The sequence below is a fragment of the Flavobacterium esculini genome (assembly GCF_048284325.1).
Classification (GTDB): domain Bacteria; phylum Bacteroidota; class Bacteroidia; order Flavobacteriales; family Flavobacteriaceae; genus Flavobacterium.
On record NZ_JBLVPI010000003.1, the window covers coordinates 230,736 to 245,538 of the forward strand.

The 14,803-nt window shown below is 34.4% G+C and carries 16 protein-coding genes; 4 read left to right on the top strand and 12 right to left on the bottom strand.

Annotation, left to right across the window (positions count from 1 at the left end; translation table 11 throughout):
• Positions 1–540 precede the first annotated feature (540 nt).
• From moaA to ACNQGG_RS04330, 9 genes are all read right to left on the bottom strand, one after another.
• Entirely contained in the window at positions 541–1,548 is a 1,008-nt protein-coding gene (gene moaA / locus ACNQGG_RS04290; RefSeq protein WP_417961801.1) for a GTP 3',8-cyclase MoaA, read from the bottom strand.
• Positions 1,535–2,449, bottom strand: coding sequence for a bifunctional molybdenum cofactor biosynthesis protein MoaC/MoaB (gene moaCB, locus ACNQGG_RS04295; protein ID WP_417961802.1), 915 nt, complete (start codon positions 2,447–2,449; stop codon positions 1,535–1,537). Before moaCB ends, moaA begins: the two co-directional genes overlap by 14 nt.
• Positions 2,450–2,887, bottom strand: a complete 438-nt coding sequence (locus tag ACNQGG_RS04300; protein WP_417961803.1) for a molybdenum cofactor biosynthesis protein MoaE — start codon at positions 2,885–2,887, stop codon at positions 2,450–2,452.
• 18 nt (positions 2,888–2,905) lie between these two features.
• Positions 2,906–3,985, bottom strand: a complete 1,080-nt coding sequence (gene moeB / locus ACNQGG_RS04305; protein WP_417961804.1) for a molybdopterin-synthase adenylyltransferase MoeB — start codon at positions 3,983–3,985, stop codon at positions 2,906–2,908.
• Between the two features lie 100 nt (positions 3,986–4,085).
• Positions 4,086–4,322, bottom strand: a complete 237-nt coding sequence (locus ACNQGG_RS04310) for a MoaD/ThiS family protein (protein ID WP_416858039.1) — start codon at positions 4,320–4,322, stop codon at positions 4,086–4,088.
• Entirely contained in the window at positions 4,319–5,116 is a 798-nt protein-coding gene (gene cobA, locus ACNQGG_RS04315) for a uroporphyrinogen-III C-methyltransferase (protein WP_417961805.1), read from the bottom strand. Before cobA ends, ACNQGG_RS04310 begins: the two co-directional genes overlap by 4 nt.
• Positions 5,117–5,121: 5 nt before the next feature.
• Entirely contained in the window at positions 5,122–5,685 is a 564-nt protein-coding gene (locus tag ACNQGG_RS04320) for a molybdenum cofactor guanylyltransferase (protein WP_417961806.1), read from the bottom strand.
• A gap of 17 nt (positions 5,686–5,702) precedes the next feature.
• Positions 5,703–6,446, bottom strand: coding sequence for a sulfite exporter TauE/SafE family protein (locus tag ACNQGG_RS04325; protein WP_417961807.1), 744 nt, complete (start codon positions 6,444–6,446; stop codon positions 5,703–5,705).
• A 10-nt stretch (positions 6,447–6,456) separates the two neighbouring features.
• Positions 6,457–7,629, bottom strand: a complete 1,173-nt coding sequence (locus ACNQGG_RS04330) for a molybdopterin molybdotransferase MoeA (RefSeq protein ID WP_417961808.1) — start codon at positions 7,627–7,629, stop codon at positions 6,457–6,459.
• A gap of 619 nt (positions 7,630–8,248) precedes the next feature.
• Here ACNQGG_RS04330 and ACNQGG_RS04335 point away from each other — a divergent pair.
• Complete coding sequence (locus ACNQGG_RS04335) at positions 8,249–9,025, top strand: ferritin-like domain-containing protein (RefSeq protein WP_416858034.1); 777 nt, start codon at positions 8,249–8,251, stop codon at positions 9,023–9,025.
• Between the two features lie 28 nt (positions 9,026–9,053).
• A complete protein-coding gene (locus ACNQGG_RS04340; protein WP_417961809.1) occupies positions 9,054–9,857 on the top strand; it encodes a ferritin-like domain-containing protein in 804 nt (267 codons plus the stop codon).
• 166 nt (positions 9,858–10,023) lie between these two features.
• Here ACNQGG_RS04340 and ACNQGG_RS04345 read toward each other — a convergent pair whose 3' ends face one another.
• The 3 genes from ACNQGG_RS04345 to ACNQGG_RS04355 all read right to left on the bottom strand — a co-directional run bounded on the left by ACNQGG_RS04345 (position 10,024) and on the right by ACNQGG_RS04355 (position 13,292).
• Entirely contained in the window at positions 10,024–11,010 is a 987-nt protein-coding gene (locus tag ACNQGG_RS04345) for an arginase (protein ID WP_417961810.1), read from the bottom strand.
• Positions 10,997–12,247: an ornithine--oxo-acid transaminase gene (gene rocD, locus ACNQGG_RS04350; RefSeq protein WP_417961811.1), complete on the bottom strand. Its 1,251-nt coding sequence runs from the start codon at positions 12,245–12,247 to the stop codon at positions 10,997–10,999. Before rocD ends, ACNQGG_RS04345 begins: the two co-directional genes overlap by 14 nt.
• A gap of 163 nt (positions 12,248–12,410) precedes the next feature.
• Complete coding sequence (locus tag ACNQGG_RS04355) at positions 12,411–13,292, bottom strand: IS982 family transposase (protein ID WP_417961812.1); 882 nt, start codon at positions 13,290–13,292, stop codon at positions 12,411–12,413.
• A gap of 168 nt (positions 13,293–13,460) precedes the next feature.
• On the opposite strand from ACNQGG_RS04355, the gene ACNQGG_RS04360 reads away from it, so the two are divergent.
• The gene (locus ACNQGG_RS04360) at positions 13,461–13,913 is read left to right on the top strand and encodes an Lrp/AsnC family transcriptional regulator (RefSeq protein ID WP_417961813.1); all 453 of its coding nucleotides are present in this window, start codon (positions 13,461–13,463) and stop codon (positions 13,911–13,913) included.
• A gap of 96 nt (positions 13,914–14,009) precedes the next feature.
• Positions 14,010–14,783 (top strand): dienelactone hydrolase family protein, encoded by a 774-nt coding sequence (locus tag ACNQGG_RS04365; protein ID WP_417961814.1) that lies wholly within the window; start codon positions 14,010–14,012, stop codon positions 14,781–14,783.
• The last annotated feature ends 20 nt before the right edge of the window (positions 14,784–14,803 follow it).

The following is a 14,803-nucleotide window of genomic DNA, read 5'->3' on the forward strand; positions in this document are numbered from 1 at the left end:
AATCAAGAAGCAATTTTATTTCGGTGAAATAACTATATAGCGTTAAAAAGTTATTTTTCAGTATTGTACTTTCGCAAAAGTTACTTGTACTGTTGAGTTGACAAATGACGGAAAAATAAAAAGAGGTTCTGCAAATGTTATTGCGGATTATTCTGAAAAATCGATAAAACCATTATATGACCAGCATATAAGTAAAGATGCAAATATCAAAACAGACCAGTGGGTAGCTTACAAAATAATAGCAAAGACCTAAAAATTACCTAAGAGAAAAGCGTTCCTGGGAAAAGCTAATTAAGCTTTATGTCTTTTTCAAAAGTAATCCCTTTCCGTTCTGGGATTTTACGGGAAATCGCATTCACGGTCTTTTTGCACAAAATCCCTAGCCCCGGTAGCAGTGAAAACCGGATGCAGGTGGAGAACCACTTTTTCTGGTGGTGGCAGAGCGACCGCAGGGAGCTCCTGCCAGCGCAAAGAAAAAGGGTTTGAGAGCAAATGGGTTGTAACGAATAACGGGATTAGCTCCTAAAAAAAAAGCGTAAATTAACCGCCAATTGCAATCATACTGCGGTTATCTTGATTCAAAGCGGGATTGTTTACATCCTCGATAGTAGTCATTCCTGCCCGAACTTTCTTTTTGTTTTTAATAGCAAAAGCAATCAAATCTTCTATCGCTTCGCCATTTCTGAAAGGCGTCAGTAAATCTGTTTCGGAGTTGGAGAACAGACAGTTTTTTAGTTGCCCGTTTGCTGTAAGGCGAATTCTGTTGCAACCATCACAAAAAGGATTGGTTATCGAACTGATAATCCCAAAGCTTCCCAAGTAGTTTTTTATTTTGAATTCTCTTGCAGTAAAATTTTTTTCATCTTCTAATTTCTCTAAATGGGATTCCGGAAAATGATTTTGCACCTGATCCAGAATTTCATTTTGAGAAACCATTTTACTTCTATCCCACTCATTTCCTGCAAAAGGCATGAATTCTATAAACCGAATCGAAATCGGTAAAAATTCGGTGAGTTTTATAAAATCAATGATTTCATCGTCATTGAATCCTTTAATCAAAACCACATTTACCTTGATTTTGAAATCATTGTTCAGCAATAAATGTAAATTATCAATTACACTCTGAAACTGGTTTCTAAGCGTAATCGAATGAAATTTTGAAGCAACCAAAGTATCTAAACTCAAGTTGATTTTTTTGACGTTAAATTGCTTTAAAACATCTATATGCTTGTTAATCAGAATTCCGTTTGTAGTTATGGAAATCTCGGTTTGAAGTGAAGCCAGTTTGGCTATGATTTCAGGAAAATCTTTTCTTAACAACGGTTCTCCGCCGGTAAGTCTAATTTTATCAACACCATTATTGACGAATGTTTGGGCGATGGCGTGAATTTCGTCAGCCGTCATCAAGCTTGCTTTTGGACTTAATACAATTCCGTCAGCAGGCATGCAATAGGTACAACGCAAATTGCATTTCTCAATTAAGGAAATACGCAAATAGTTGTGTTTACGTCCAAAATCATCCGTTAAAACAGCATTATTTGGTGTCATGATTTTTGCCTTTTAAAATATGAAAAACATGCAGCACATGAGGAAATATAGCATCCATGGATTCCTTAGCGCCATTGGTTGAACCCGGTAAAGCCAATACCAAAGTATTCCCTAAAGTTCCTGCAACTGTTCTGGAAAGCATTGAATACGGCATGCGCTGTTGCCCATAACTGCGTATGGCTTCCTCAATTCCCGGAATTCTGGTTTCTAATAACGGTTCCAATGCTTGCGGTGTAACATCTCTTGGCGAAAGCCCGGTTCCTCCAGTAAAAATGATCAATTGATTTTCTTTTGCGAAAGTTTTAGTTCGCTCTTGAATCACATCCATTTCATCCGGTATGATTTCGTAATGCGTAGTTTCGACTCCGCTAATTTCCAGTTTTTCAACAATTATTTTTCCGGAACGATCTTGCTTATCTCCTGCAAAAATAGAATCGGAACAAACAAAAACCGCCGCTTTAATGGCGGATGGAAATCTATTTTTGAAAGACGATTTTCCGCCTTCTTTACTGATTAATTTAATGGTTGAAATCTCAATATTTTTGTCAATTGGTTTGAGCATATCATACATCGTAAGCGCCACAATGGAGGCACCGTGCATCGCCTCGACCTCAACTCCGGTTTTGTAAACCGTTTTCACGTTGAAAATAATATCAATGCTCAATTCGTTGATTTGATATTCCACCGATGTAAATTCAATAGGGATAGGATGGCAATCCGGAATGGATAAATGCGTGTTTTTCACTGCAAATAAACCCGCCGTTTTGGCCATTTCTAGTACGTTTCCTTTAGGAACCAGATTATTTACAACGGCATCAATAGTGGCTTGAAGACTCACAATTACTGTTGCCTTTGCTGTTGCTGTTCGGAGCGTACTTATTTTATGTGTGATATCAACCATTTATAACGTGTTTTTCTTCCAGGTAAAAGTACTGTTTTCAAATATTTCTTTACCAAAAATAGGTACGTCTGTTTTAATCCAATTCACGATCGTTTCCGTGGCTTCATACACTTGCTTTCTTCTGGTTGCCGAAACAAAGACAAACAAACAGATTTCTCCCGCTTTAACCACGCCCAAACTGTGATAAATGTGCATGCAAATCAAATCGAATTGCGCGAACGCTTTCTCTCTAATCACGTTCAGTGCTTCGTCAGCCATTTCTTCGTAAGCGGTGTAATCAATTGCAGCTACGGTTTGACCATCAATTGCATCGGCTCTGACTTGACCCAAAAAAATATTGTGCGCACCAATAGTGGTTTTCGATTGGTGTTTCTCAATCGACTGCCCTATAAATTCCGAAGAAATTGGTCCCTGAATGAAAACAGTTTTCTTACTCATGATCTTTATTTTTATATTTTAGGAAACAGAAACCGTTCCTTTATGCAGAATTTCATCTAATGCTTTCGCACCACCGGCAATACTTTTGGCAGTCGCAAAATTATTATTTCTAAGGATTTCAACCGCCTTTTTACTTCTAATTCCGGATTGGCAAAAAACAAATAATTCCGCATTAATATCCAACTGATGCAATGCAGATTCTAAACAATCCAACGGAATTTGAAGCCCATTTTTGATTGTTATTTTTGGATACTCCTCTGAATTTCGAACATCAAGAAAAACAACTTCCGGATGATGCATTTGTTCCAATGCAAGAGCAGCACTGATTTCAATAGTTGCACTTTCAACTGAGGTATATTTATTTTCGAAAGCTACTGTATCGATCGTATTTGTGTCTGTTTTTGAAAAATCATACTTCTGTTGTTCGTTATTCAACATATTATAAACCAATAATTTACCAGATAACAACTCCCCTATTCCCAAAACCATTTTTAATACTTCATTCGCTTGAAACATACCGATGATTCCAACCGATGTTCCCATAACCCCCGCATCATTACAGTTCCTAACTTCGCTGGCTTCCTCTGGAAACAAGCAACGGTATGTGGGTCCATTTTCATAATTAAAAATAGAAACCTGCCCTTCAAATTTATAAATAGAACCGTAAACAAACGGTTTATTGGTTACGCAACACGCATCATTAATTAAATATTTCGTATTCAGATTATCCGTGGCGTCAACCATAATATCATACTGCTCGAATAACGAAATTGCATTTTTCGAGTCTAGTTTTTCAGTAATTGCAATTATTTTTATAGAAGGATTGAGGTCCAAAGCCATTGCTGCTGCCTCCAGCACTTTACTTTTGCCCACCGAGCTGCTTTTGTAAATCACTTGGCGTTGCAAATTGCTCACTTCGATTCTATCATCGTCAATAATACCAATTTCCCCTATTCCGGCTGCAGCCAAATAAGGTAAAACAGCCGCACCCAATCCCCCGGCACCAATAATCAAGACTTTGGCCTGTTGCAGTTTTTGTTGCCCATTAATACCTACTTCTGGAAGTATAATTTGTCGGTTGTATCGTGCTGTTTCCATAAATTTATGGTTTAGTAAAAAAAATCAAAAAATTTATTACTGAATTGCTAACTTTTTTTAAATCTTCAATCAACAATCGTTAATCTGAAATCAAAAATCTCTAGCCTCCAGCAAATGGTGGTAATAAAGCAACAATATCATTGCTTTTCAGAATATAATTTGCTGTATCCTGTACTATTTTTTGATTAATTGCTACACTAAAAGAAAGTTGACTCAATTGGTACTTTTGCTCTAATGATGATAATAATTGATGTAAAGGTAAATCAGAAAAAGAAATTTCTTCTCCTTGACTTTTGGTTTTTTCAGCAATGGCGCCAAAATATTTTACTGCTATCATGCCGTTAAATTTAAATTTTGAAAAATAAACTCCTCTTCTGATAATTCCTCTTGAAAATAAGTCGTTAATTTTGAAGCATTTCGCACCACTTCACCAATGACAATAATTGCAGGAGAGGAAAGTTGTTGCTCTTCGACTAATTTCGTTATAGAACTTATGGTTCCTACCACTTTTTTCTCCGTGTCTTTTGTTCCGTTTTGAATGATGGCAACAGGCAAATCATCGGTTCTGTTCTTTTGATAAATCGAAATAATTTCGTCCAATTTATTCATTCCCATCAAAATAACCACTGTGGCTGATGATTGAGAAGCCAAAGATACGTCTTTAGATAATTTATGATCCGAAGTAGTTCCGGTAATTACCCAGAAACTTTCGGCTACTCTTCTTTGTGTCAGACTAATTCCATTAGACGCCGGCACCCCTAAAGCAGATGAAATTCCTGGAACAATAGCGGTTTCCAAATCAAATTTTTGAGCATATTCTATCTCTTCACTTCCTCTTCCAAAAACAAATGGATCACCGCCTTTCAATCGAACGACATGACCAAAACGTTTAGCCATCGTCACAATCAATTCATTAATTTGATCTTGACTGTACGCGTGACAACCAAAACGCTTTCCAACAAAAATGATTTCTGCATGGGTCGCATACTGCAACAACTCTTCATTTACAAGCGCATCATACAAAACAACATCAGCACTTTCCAATGCCTTAATTGCTTTTAAAGTGATTAACTCCACATCTCCGGGACCTGCCCCTACGATTGTCAATTTTGGTGTATTTGAATTTTTCATTTTAACTAGGATAAATTGGTATTCAATTCGTCTAACTCGGCAACAGAATTTATATTTTTAAACAGATCTCTTTTGGCATTCGGAATCGGAATCAATTGATGTTTTACATTTGAAATGAAGCGCATCATTTTCAAATCATTATCATCAATTGCCTTTTTTAAAACAGGTATTACTATTCTAGAATAAATTCCTATCAAAGGATGAATCCGATCATTATCTTTAAAAACAGAAACATCAAAATTTGTACCATGATTTTCAATCAATTCCAATAGTATTTCGGTAGAAATCATTGGAATGTCGCAACTCAATATCAAATTCATCTCCGTTTCTGAATGAACCAGTGCCGTATATATTCCGCCCAAAGGTCCTTTATCTGCTATTATATCTTTTACTTTCTTGTATGCTAAATAATCGTAATCATTCGTATTGGTAACCAATTGAATGTTACGCGATATTGGCAAAACCGCTTCAATAATATGCTCGATAAAAGGTTTGTTTTGGTACAATACCAAACCTTTTTCCGATTGCATTCGGCTGCTTTTTCCTCCACAAAGAATCGATACTTGCATACTTTTAGTTTATTGATTTAAACAATCAACTTCACGCTCGCTAATAGGATTACCGTGGCCAGCACATATTTTAACACTTTATTGGAAAAATATCCGCTCCCGTAATAGGCGCCTAACATTCCTCCGAAAACAGCTATTGGAACTAAATAAAAACTTTCTGTTGGAAACGTTTTGTCTCCCATAAAATAGCCCGAAAGTCCTGCAATAGAATTCACCAGAATAAATAAACTTGAAATGGCTGCTGTTTCTTTTAACGTTGCCCAACCCAATAATAAAATGATTGGACTCAGGATAACGCCACCACCAATTCCTAACATTCCAGATAACAAACCTATTCCAAAACCTATTGCCATAGCTAGCGGAATATTTATTTTAGTGCTTTCTGCTTCTTTCGAATTAAAAAAACCGAACAATCTTAACGCCGCCAGAATCAATACGATTCCTAACAATATTTTATAAAAACTATTTTCTAACGGAATCATTCCGCCTATAAAAGCCGCTGGTACCGAAGTAATCGCGAAAGGATAAAACAGTTTGGGTTTGAAAAAATCTTTTTTGTAATAAAAGAAAAAAGAAATTCCTGAAACAAACAAATTAAGCAATAAGGCAGAAGGCTTCATCACCGAAACAGGGAATGCAAAAATCGCCATCAATGCTAAATATCCCGATGCACCACCATGTCCTACGCTAGAATACAAAAACGCAACCACCGCTAATAATACGCCGAATAAAATCAAAAAATCATTATTTACTATTGACATCTTTAATCTATTAATTTACTGGTATAATCATTACTTCCTGATCTTTTTCAATATTTACCACATCATAGGGCAAACAAATTAATGCATTCGCTACTGCAAAAGTATTTAGCATGGCAGAACTTTGACTCTCTAAAACCGTAACTTTTTCCTCATCATAGAAACCTTTCAAAAATAAAGTTTTCCCTGATGTGTTTTCAAATTGGGTAGTTATTTTTCTTTTGATTTTTGGCAAATGAATCGCTTCAAAACCCATATTTATTTTTAGCGCCGGATGAACATAAATATAAAAACTGGTCAATGTCGAAGCTGGATTTCCAGGCAAAGCAAAAACTATCGTTTTGTCTTTTCTTCCAAAAAATAACGGTTTTCCCGGTTTCTGATTAATTTTATAAAATAACTCTTCTACTCCATTAGACAAAAGCGCTTCTTTGACAAAATCATAATCCCCAACCGAAATTCCACCGGAAACAAGCACAACATTAAAAGAAGCAAGACAACTTTTTAAAACTCTTTTTGTTGCTTTCAAATTATCCTTTACCCGAAATGTTTCTATTTTTTTAATCCCAATTCCCTGCAAGGCAGCTTCAAGCATAATGGAATTACTTTCGTAAATCTTTCCTTCCGATAATTTTTTGCCCACTTTTACCAATTCGTTTCCAGTAACCACAATTGCTACTTTTGGTTTGGCATAAACTGTTATTTCCGTAATTCCCAAACAAGCTAAAAACCCTATAGCTGCCGGAGTAATTACCGTACTATTTTCAAGTACAAGTTCGTTTTCTTTTATTTGCTCACCTTTGTTTCTGACATTCGCAAAACGGTCAGGCATTTTGGTAATTTCAACCGTTTCATTTTTAACCGCAGTATGTTCCTGCATGACAACTGTGTCCAAATTATCTGGAACATAAGCTCCAGTGAATATTCGAACCGCCTGATCTTTCTTTATTTTCTTATTCGAAAAATCACCTGCCTGTGAAGTGCTAACCACGTTAAACTGTTGCAATTCACCATGCATAAAAGCGTAGCCATCCATCGCTGATTGACGGAAAGGCGGCATATCCATTGGAGAATAAATTGCTTCCGCCAAAATAAAACCAAGTGATTTAATCACTTTAATTTTTCTAATAGGCATCTTGCAACTATTTTCTGCAATAATCGATAAGGCTTGGTCCACTTGTATCATACATTTTTGAATAAAACTAAGTAAAAATACTTATTGCAAATATACGTAAATATGTGAAGTTGAACCAACAATTAACTATAATTGCATGCAAAATGAATATAGCAAGATTTAAACCGTTTTATTTATTAAAAAATGAACAAAGCAATACCAAATCTATAAAATCCGTAAAAAAGAAATCCTAAAATCTTGAAAATATTTTGAGAATTATTTTTTACAGATTTTTATCCAGTCCAGAAATAGGATATTTAAAAAAGAAACTTAACCCTATTATAATCCAAAAACATAAATCATAAAGCAAAAAAAGATGATTCAATATATTAGCAAGCATTTTCCTAAAAAAATCATAACTTTTTGAATTTAAGATACTTACTTTAATTATGTTGATTTTTTTTATTAATTTTATACCCCTCAAAAAAAAACCGTTTTAAAAATAACCAACCTGCTCGATTTAAATTTACTAATGTTAATCAATTATTGTTTAACTGGGATTGTCATCGAAATTACTTAATAACTATTAAATAAAACTTGTAAAACACTCATCTCAGAAAATACCCTCAAATATAATACACCTACTAAGTCATTTATTAACACAATTAATAACTTTTTAAATGTTTAAATTATGAAAAATGTAGTACAGATTAAAGAAGTGAATTCTTCTATCAAAAACAGGAGGGAATTCCTCAAAATTAGCGGTCTTACCGTTTTGAGTACTGGTTTATTATTATCTAGTTGTAACAATGACGACAATTTAATTCTTAGTCCAAATAGTACCGCCCTTACATCTAAATATGGAAAAGGTCATTTTCCAGGAACAAAAGATGGTGTGTTTGATTTAGGTGCAGGCGACTTAGGTATATTGACATATGCCTATGCTCTGGAACAATTAGAAGCAGATTTTTATACCAAAGTTGTAAATGCAAGTGGATTCACAAGCAATTTTACAGCTGAAGATCAACAAGTGCTACAGGATCTGTACTATCATGAAGTAATTCACCGCGAATTCTTTAAAACAGCGTTGACTGGAGCTCTTCCTAATCCAAAAAAACAGTTACTGCCTGATTTAGAATTTAATTATGGAAGTTTAAATTTCAGCAGTCGTTCCCAGGTATTAGCTACTGCCAAAGCACTAGAAGACACAGGTGTAGCAGCCTACAATGGTGCAGGAAGATTAATTAGCAATCCAGATTATTTACTTCTAGCTGGTAAAATAGTTTCTGTAGAAGCAAGACACGCATCTGCAATTAGGAGTTTAATAAATCCAAATTCTAAAGATTTTGCAGGAGATGATGTTGTTGATACTACTACAGGACTTGATGTAAAGAAAAACCCATCAGAAGTTATTACAATTGCAGCAGGATTTATCACAACTACTTTCACGGCCTTATACTTACCGTAATACAAAAAACATTAAAAAATTAGAAATTATGAACATATTAAAATTTATAGCGTCTTTTACTAATGACGAATTAATGCAAAGTAAAGGATCAAGAAGAGATAGTTTTGGAAAAATAAGTCAATTAGGGAAAAATTTAGCATTAGCCTCAATTCCATTTGGGCTTTCATCACTAACAAATGTGGCTTATGCTGGAAAAATAAAACCTACTCCTAGCAACCCTATAGGAGCATTACAGCTGGCATTAACATTAGAATATCTTGAAAAAGAGTATTATATCATGGGATTAGAATCTGGTGTAATTCCTACCGGAGGAAGAGATGAAAAAATTTTCATGCAGATTTCAGACCATGAAACCGATCACGTTACTTTTTTGATTAATGGTTTAGGAGGTGTTGGAAGTCCAAATTTTGTTGAGAAACCAACTTTTGATTTTACCGTCAATGGAGCTTTCGATCCGTTTAATCATTATCCTACATTTTTAGCTTTAGCTCAGGCTTTTGAAGATACAGGTGTAAGAGCTTATAAAGGCCAGGCCACTAATTTAATGTCTGCTCCAGATTTGTTGACAGCAGCACTACAGATTCATTCTGTGGAAGCACGTCATGCCTCCGAAGTAAGAAGACTTCGTGGTCTTAAAGGATGGATTACATTAAATCAAAGAGGAGCAGGAATGCCTGAGGCAACGCAAGCAGTCTACAATGGTGAAGAAAATATCATTCAAGCAGGTTACAACACATCATCATTATTTGGTGCAAACGCAGGATCAGAATCCTACGATGAACCTTTGACTACGGAACAAGCAGTTGCTATTGCAGGATTATTTATTGTGTAAATATTTGAATATTATAAAATAGAGTGTAGTATACTGATGTAAAAGATCATAGTTATTCTATTATCCTTTGAGATTTATATTACTTAAAATTTTATTAAAAAATAAGAAGCCCAAAATCTAATTGTAGATTTTGGGCTTCTTTGCATACGTTAATTATTAGATACGTTTATTCAATAGGTAAAATAAGTGTTGAAGTTACTGCCTCCAAAACCTCAAAAGCCGTTTCAGCCATCTTGTTTCCTTTAGTGTCCAAAAGTGGATTTATTTCTACAAATTCGAGGCAAACCACCTTTTTACTTTCGATAATCTGGTTAATAATTGCAATGACCTCGTATTGATCAAACCCTTTTGGTACCGGAGTTCCTGTCCCATAGGAAATCATATCACAATCCATGGAATCCACATCAAAAGAAATATAAATCATGTCACAATTCGTTAGCTCTGCCAAAGCTTCAGTAACACAAATTTGAAGTCCTCTATAGCGCACTTCATGAACCTTATAATTCCTCATATGCAACTTTTCAATCTGCTTATCTTCGGCTTCTTCGGTATCTCGAACACCAAAATAAATAATGTCTTCAGCCATTACTTTAGCACCTTCACTACCGATATTTTTCATTTTCTCCCAATGCTGTTGCGTTTCAAGAGGCACTTCATTATTCTGACAACTTAAATTATCATCCGCAAGAGCCGCCGATAATGGCATGCCATGAATATTTCCCGAAGGTGATGTGTAAGGCGAATGCAAATCAGCATGAGCATCAATCCAAATCACTCCTAAGGTCTGTTCCGGATAAGTCGCTTTTATACCACTTATAGTTCCTAGCGCTGAGGAATGATCTCCTGATAAAACTATGGGGAAATAATTCTGTTCCAGATTTTTCTTTACCGTATGACAAACTCTGGTACACTGCTCCACAACATGTTCAATCCTTTTGGCAGAAGTGCTTCGGTTTTTATCATAAATGGATTCGTTATGCGTTTTCACATCCTCAAACTCAAATTGATTAAAATAGTCGCTGTCTTGATTAATTGCGGCTATTTCAATAGCATCGATCCCTAAATCCGAACCTCGGGTTCCAGCACCGATATCAGACCGGTTTTTGATTAATTTTATTGCTTTTTCCATGACAATTAAATTATCTGAAATCATTTAATGCTCTTTCGATAATTCCAAGACACTCATGAATTTGAGTTTCAGTAATAACTAATGGCGGTGCCAAACGTATTTTATTTCCGTGTGTAGGTTTTGCCAATAAACCGTATTCGCTGAATTTCATACAAATATCCCAAGCCAAATCCGAGTCTTCATCACAATTGATAACAATCGCATTAAGCAATCCTTTACCTCGAACTAATGTAATTAGAGGATTTCTAGAAGCAATTTCGTTAAGGCCTGTTCTTAAAACAACGCCTAAATAAGCGGCATTTTGCGATAAATTTTCATCACGAACCACTTCAAGTGCTGCAATAGCAACCGCTGCAGCCACTGGATTTCCTCCAAATGTAGAACCGTGCTGCCCTGGTTTGATGACATTCATAATCGCATTATTCGCCAAAACTGCCGAAACTGGATAAACGCCACCTGAAATCGCTTTTCCTAAAATTAAAATGTCAGGTTGAACATTTTCATGATGTACGGCTAATAATTTTCCGGTACGTGCAATTCCTGTTTGCACCTCATCAGCTATAAATAAAGTATTATAGTGTTCACAAAGCGCTTTGGCTTTCGCCAAATAACCATCGGCTGGAACATAAACTCCGGCTTCTCCCTGAATAGGTTCCACTAGGAAACCAGCGATATTATTAGTTGATTTCAAAGCGTTTTCCAATGCTTCGATATCATCATATGGTATTTTGATAAATCCTGCTGTGAAAGGACCGAAACTTTTACGCGCATTTTCATCATTGGAAAACGAAATAATCGTAGTCGTTCTTCCATGGAAATTGTTCTCACAAACAATGATTTGTGCTTGATTTTCAGGAATTCCTTTTACTTCATACGCCCATTTTCTACAGATTTTCAAAGCTGTTTCCACTGCTTCTGCACCAGTATTCATTGGTAAAACTTTATCGAAACCAAAATATTCTGTTATAAATTCTTCGTAAGGTCCTAATTGATCGTTATAAAAAGCACGAGAAGTCAATGTCAATGTTTGCGCCTGTTTTACCATTGCTGCAACAATTTTTGGATGACAATGTCCTTGATTTACCGCCGAATAAGCCGACAAAAAATCATAATATTTTTTTCCGTCAACGTCCCAAACATACACGCCTTCCCCTTTTTCTAAAACTACCGGTAAAGGATGGTAATTATGAGCGCCATACTTATTTTCTTTTTCTATAAATGCTTCAGATTTTGAAGAAAGTGCTTGATGTGATTGTTTCATGACTTGTTATTTAATAAAAATTTTAAACAAAAATATATAATATTTTTTATTTTACAACAAAAAATGATAATTTTGACTTAATTTAATCATCTAAAAATAAATAATCACTTTTATTTGTACGAAAATAAGTCATTAAACAATATAGGTTACCCGTAGTGCATTATTAAATTAAATTGATTTTCAAATTATTTATGTTTCTATCAAACACGAACATGTTTAGATATTGAACCATTGTTAAAGCGAATAATTTGCTTAATATTCTTGTTTTAAAACCATGAAAAGATTTAGCATAATTCCTTCTAATCATAAATTGGTCGCACAATTGAGAGAATAAAGTTTCTATTCTTTTTCTGGATTTCATAAAAATATAAGCTTGGGTTTTATAGTTTTTTTGGTTGGCTCTCATTGGAGTTTCTAATTTTATATTTACTGTTTCAAAAAGATTTAATTGTATCTCAGCAGACAAGTAACCTCTATCTCCAAGCAATACACAATCAGTCATTTGTGTTTTAATATCTTTCAAGTAATGAATATCATGAACCGATGCGGGACTTATATCAAAATTTTGAAAAACACCTGCAACAGAGCAAACTGCGTGAAGTTTATAACCATAAAAATGACTTTTTTGAGAAGCACAATATCCTCTATTGGGTATTGCATTTTCAATCTCTTTACATATTTTTGAACGTGTTGCTCTAGATAATTTGCATACCTCTAATGGCATCGAATCAACTACATAATAATCTTCAAATTTATTTAATTTCAAGGCTAATTCTTTTCTAATTTCTTCCATCCAATTGAACAACTTTCTCTTTCGTTTATTATAAACACTTCTTTCAATTTTATCAGACAAATAAGTCCCTTTCAAATTTCTAAATAATTGATATTCAGAATCTATTGATAAATATTCTGCTGTAATATTAATTGCAACCAATTCTAAATCAGATAGTTTTGGTTTTATAGGTTTGAAATAACAATTATCACTAAACTCTAATTTTTGTAATTCATTTAAAATTAATTTGTAATTTACTTCAAAGTTGCTCATAATGTATTTGATTGGTAGTCAATACAATATACTATTTTTTAGTGTAATGAGCAACTTTTTTATAATGCACTACGGGTATAGGTTTGTAATTTTACTTTCAATTAGATGAGAAATAATAGTTACTTTTATAAATAGTAGAAAATACCTTTTCAATTTAAAATAAACTTCATGGATGCATTAGATGAATTTGATATCAATATCATTAAAGAATTAGAAAAAGATGGTCGTATGGCATTTTCAGCTATTGCCACTACGCTAAAAATATCCAATACTATGGTTCATCAGCGGGTAAATCGATTGACAGAGCAAGGAATTCTGGCAGGAATAAAACCCATTATCAACGAAAAAAAAATTGGGTACGACTGGGCTTCTTTTACCGGTATCACCTTAAATAAAGACCAAGATTCCAACAGAATTATCGATGAATTAAAGAACATTCCTGAAATTACGGAATGCTATTATGTTACCGGTTCTTTTACTCTTTATATCAAAATAGTAGCCCAGAACCATGAACACATGAGAAAAATCCTGTATGAAAAAATTGATAATATTCCTGGAATTTCAAAAACGGATTCAATTATAGAATTAGGCTGCGCTTTCAAACGTAACATAACTTTATAATTCAAGTAATTATTTTTTGTTATAAAAAAATCAAAAAAAGGGTGTTTATATACAAAAATCACAATTTATTTAGATATTTGTTTAAAAAATAAAAATATGAAAAGTATAGCCTTGTTTATTTTAGGATTTGTCTTGTTTTCAAATAGCACTTTTGCTCAACTGAAACCAGTAAAATATAGTGATGGCGCTCAGGTTTTGAATGGATTCCAAATTCAGCCAATGAAAAAAAGCCTCCAAAAACCAGGCATTCTAATTCTTCCGGCTTGGAAAGGAATTGATAAACATGCAAAAACTACCGCAGAAACTTTAGCTAAATTAGGATATTATGCCTTTGTTGCCGATATTTATGGTGCTGGAAACTATCCAAAAAACAATGCCGAAGCAGGTCAAAAAGCAGGATTTTACAAAACCAACTACAAGGAATACCAAAAACGAATTTCATTAGCATTAGAACAATTAATTAAATCTGGCGCAAATCCTAATAATATTGTCGTAATGGGATATTGTTTTGGTGGAACGGGAGCACTTGAAGCGGCTCGTGCCCACTTAAATATAAAAGGCGTGGTTTCCTTTCATGGCGGATTAGGAAAAGATGCTACCCGTCCTACTGAACCTATAATTACCAAAGTTTTAGTTTGCCACGGTGCTGATGATCCGTATGAATCTAAAGAAGAAATAACTGCATTCCAACAAGAAATGAGAGATACAAAAGCAGACTGGCAAATGATTTATTATGCTAATGCCGTACACGCTTTCACAGATCCAGATGCAGGAAATGACACTTCAAAAGGAGCTGCCTATAATGAAAAAGCAAACAAACGTTCTTTTGAACATTTCAAAGTTTTCTTGAATGAAGTTTTGAAAAAATAATTTTAGATTTAATTTACATT

Coding starts and splice junctions, on each gene's coding strand:
- moaA (WP_417961801.1), bottom strand. CDS start 1,548: ATGACACCAAATAATGCTGTTTTAACGGATGATTTTGGACGTAAACAC.
- moaCB (WP_417961802.1), bottom strand. CDS start 2,449: ATGGTTGATATCACACATAAAATAAGTACGCTCCGAACAGCAACAGCA.
- ACNQGG_RS04300 (WP_417961803.1), bottom strand. CDS start 2,887: ATGAGTAAGAAAACTGTTTTCATTCAGGGACCAATTTCTTCGGAATTT.
- moeB (WP_417961804.1), bottom strand. CDS start 3,985: ATGGAAACAGCACGATACAACCGACAAATTATACTTCCAGAAGTAGGT.
- ACNQGG_RS04310 (WP_416858039.1), bottom strand. CDS start 4,322: ATGATAGCAGTAAAATATTTTGGCGCCATTGCTGAAAAAACCAAAAGT.
- cobA (WP_417961805.1), bottom strand. CDS start 5,116: ATGAAAAATTCAAATACACCAAAATTGACAATCGTAGGGGCAGGTCCC.
- ACNQGG_RS04320 (WP_417961806.1), bottom strand. CDS start 5,685: ATGCAAGTATCGATTCTTTGTGGAGGAAAAAGCAGCCGAATGCAATCG.
- ACNQGG_RS04325 (WP_417961807.1), bottom strand. CDS start 6,446: ATGTCAATAGTAAATAATGATTTTTTGATTTTATTCGGCGTATTATTA.
- ACNQGG_RS04330 (WP_417961808.1), bottom strand. CDS start 7,629: ATGATACAAGTGGACCAAGCCTTATCGATTATTGCAGAAAATAGTTGC.
- ACNQGG_RS04335 (WP_416858034.1), top strand. CDS start 8,249: ATGAAAAATGTAGTACAGATTAAAGAAGTGAATTCTTCTATCAAAAAC.
- ACNQGG_RS04340 (WP_417961809.1), top strand. CDS start 9,054: ATGAACATATTAAAATTTATAGCGTCTTTTACTAATGACGAATTAATG.
- ACNQGG_RS04345 (WP_417961810.1), bottom strand. CDS start 11,010: ATGATTTCAGATAATTTAATTGTCATGGAAAAAGCAATAAAATTAATC.
- rocD (WP_417961811.1), bottom strand. CDS start 12,247: ATGAAACAATCACATCAAGCACTTTCTTCAAAATCTGAAGCATTTATA.
- ACNQGG_RS04355 (WP_417961812.1), bottom strand. CDS start 13,292: ATGAGCAACTTTGAAGTAAATTACAAATTAATTTTAAATGAATTACAA.
- ACNQGG_RS04360 (WP_417961813.1), top strand. CDS start 13,461: ATGGATGCATTAGATGAATTTGATATCAATATCATTAAAGAATTAGAA.
- ACNQGG_RS04365 (WP_417961814.1), top strand. CDS start 14,010: ATGAAAAGTATAGCCTTGTTTATTTTAGGATTTGTCTTGTTTTCAAAT.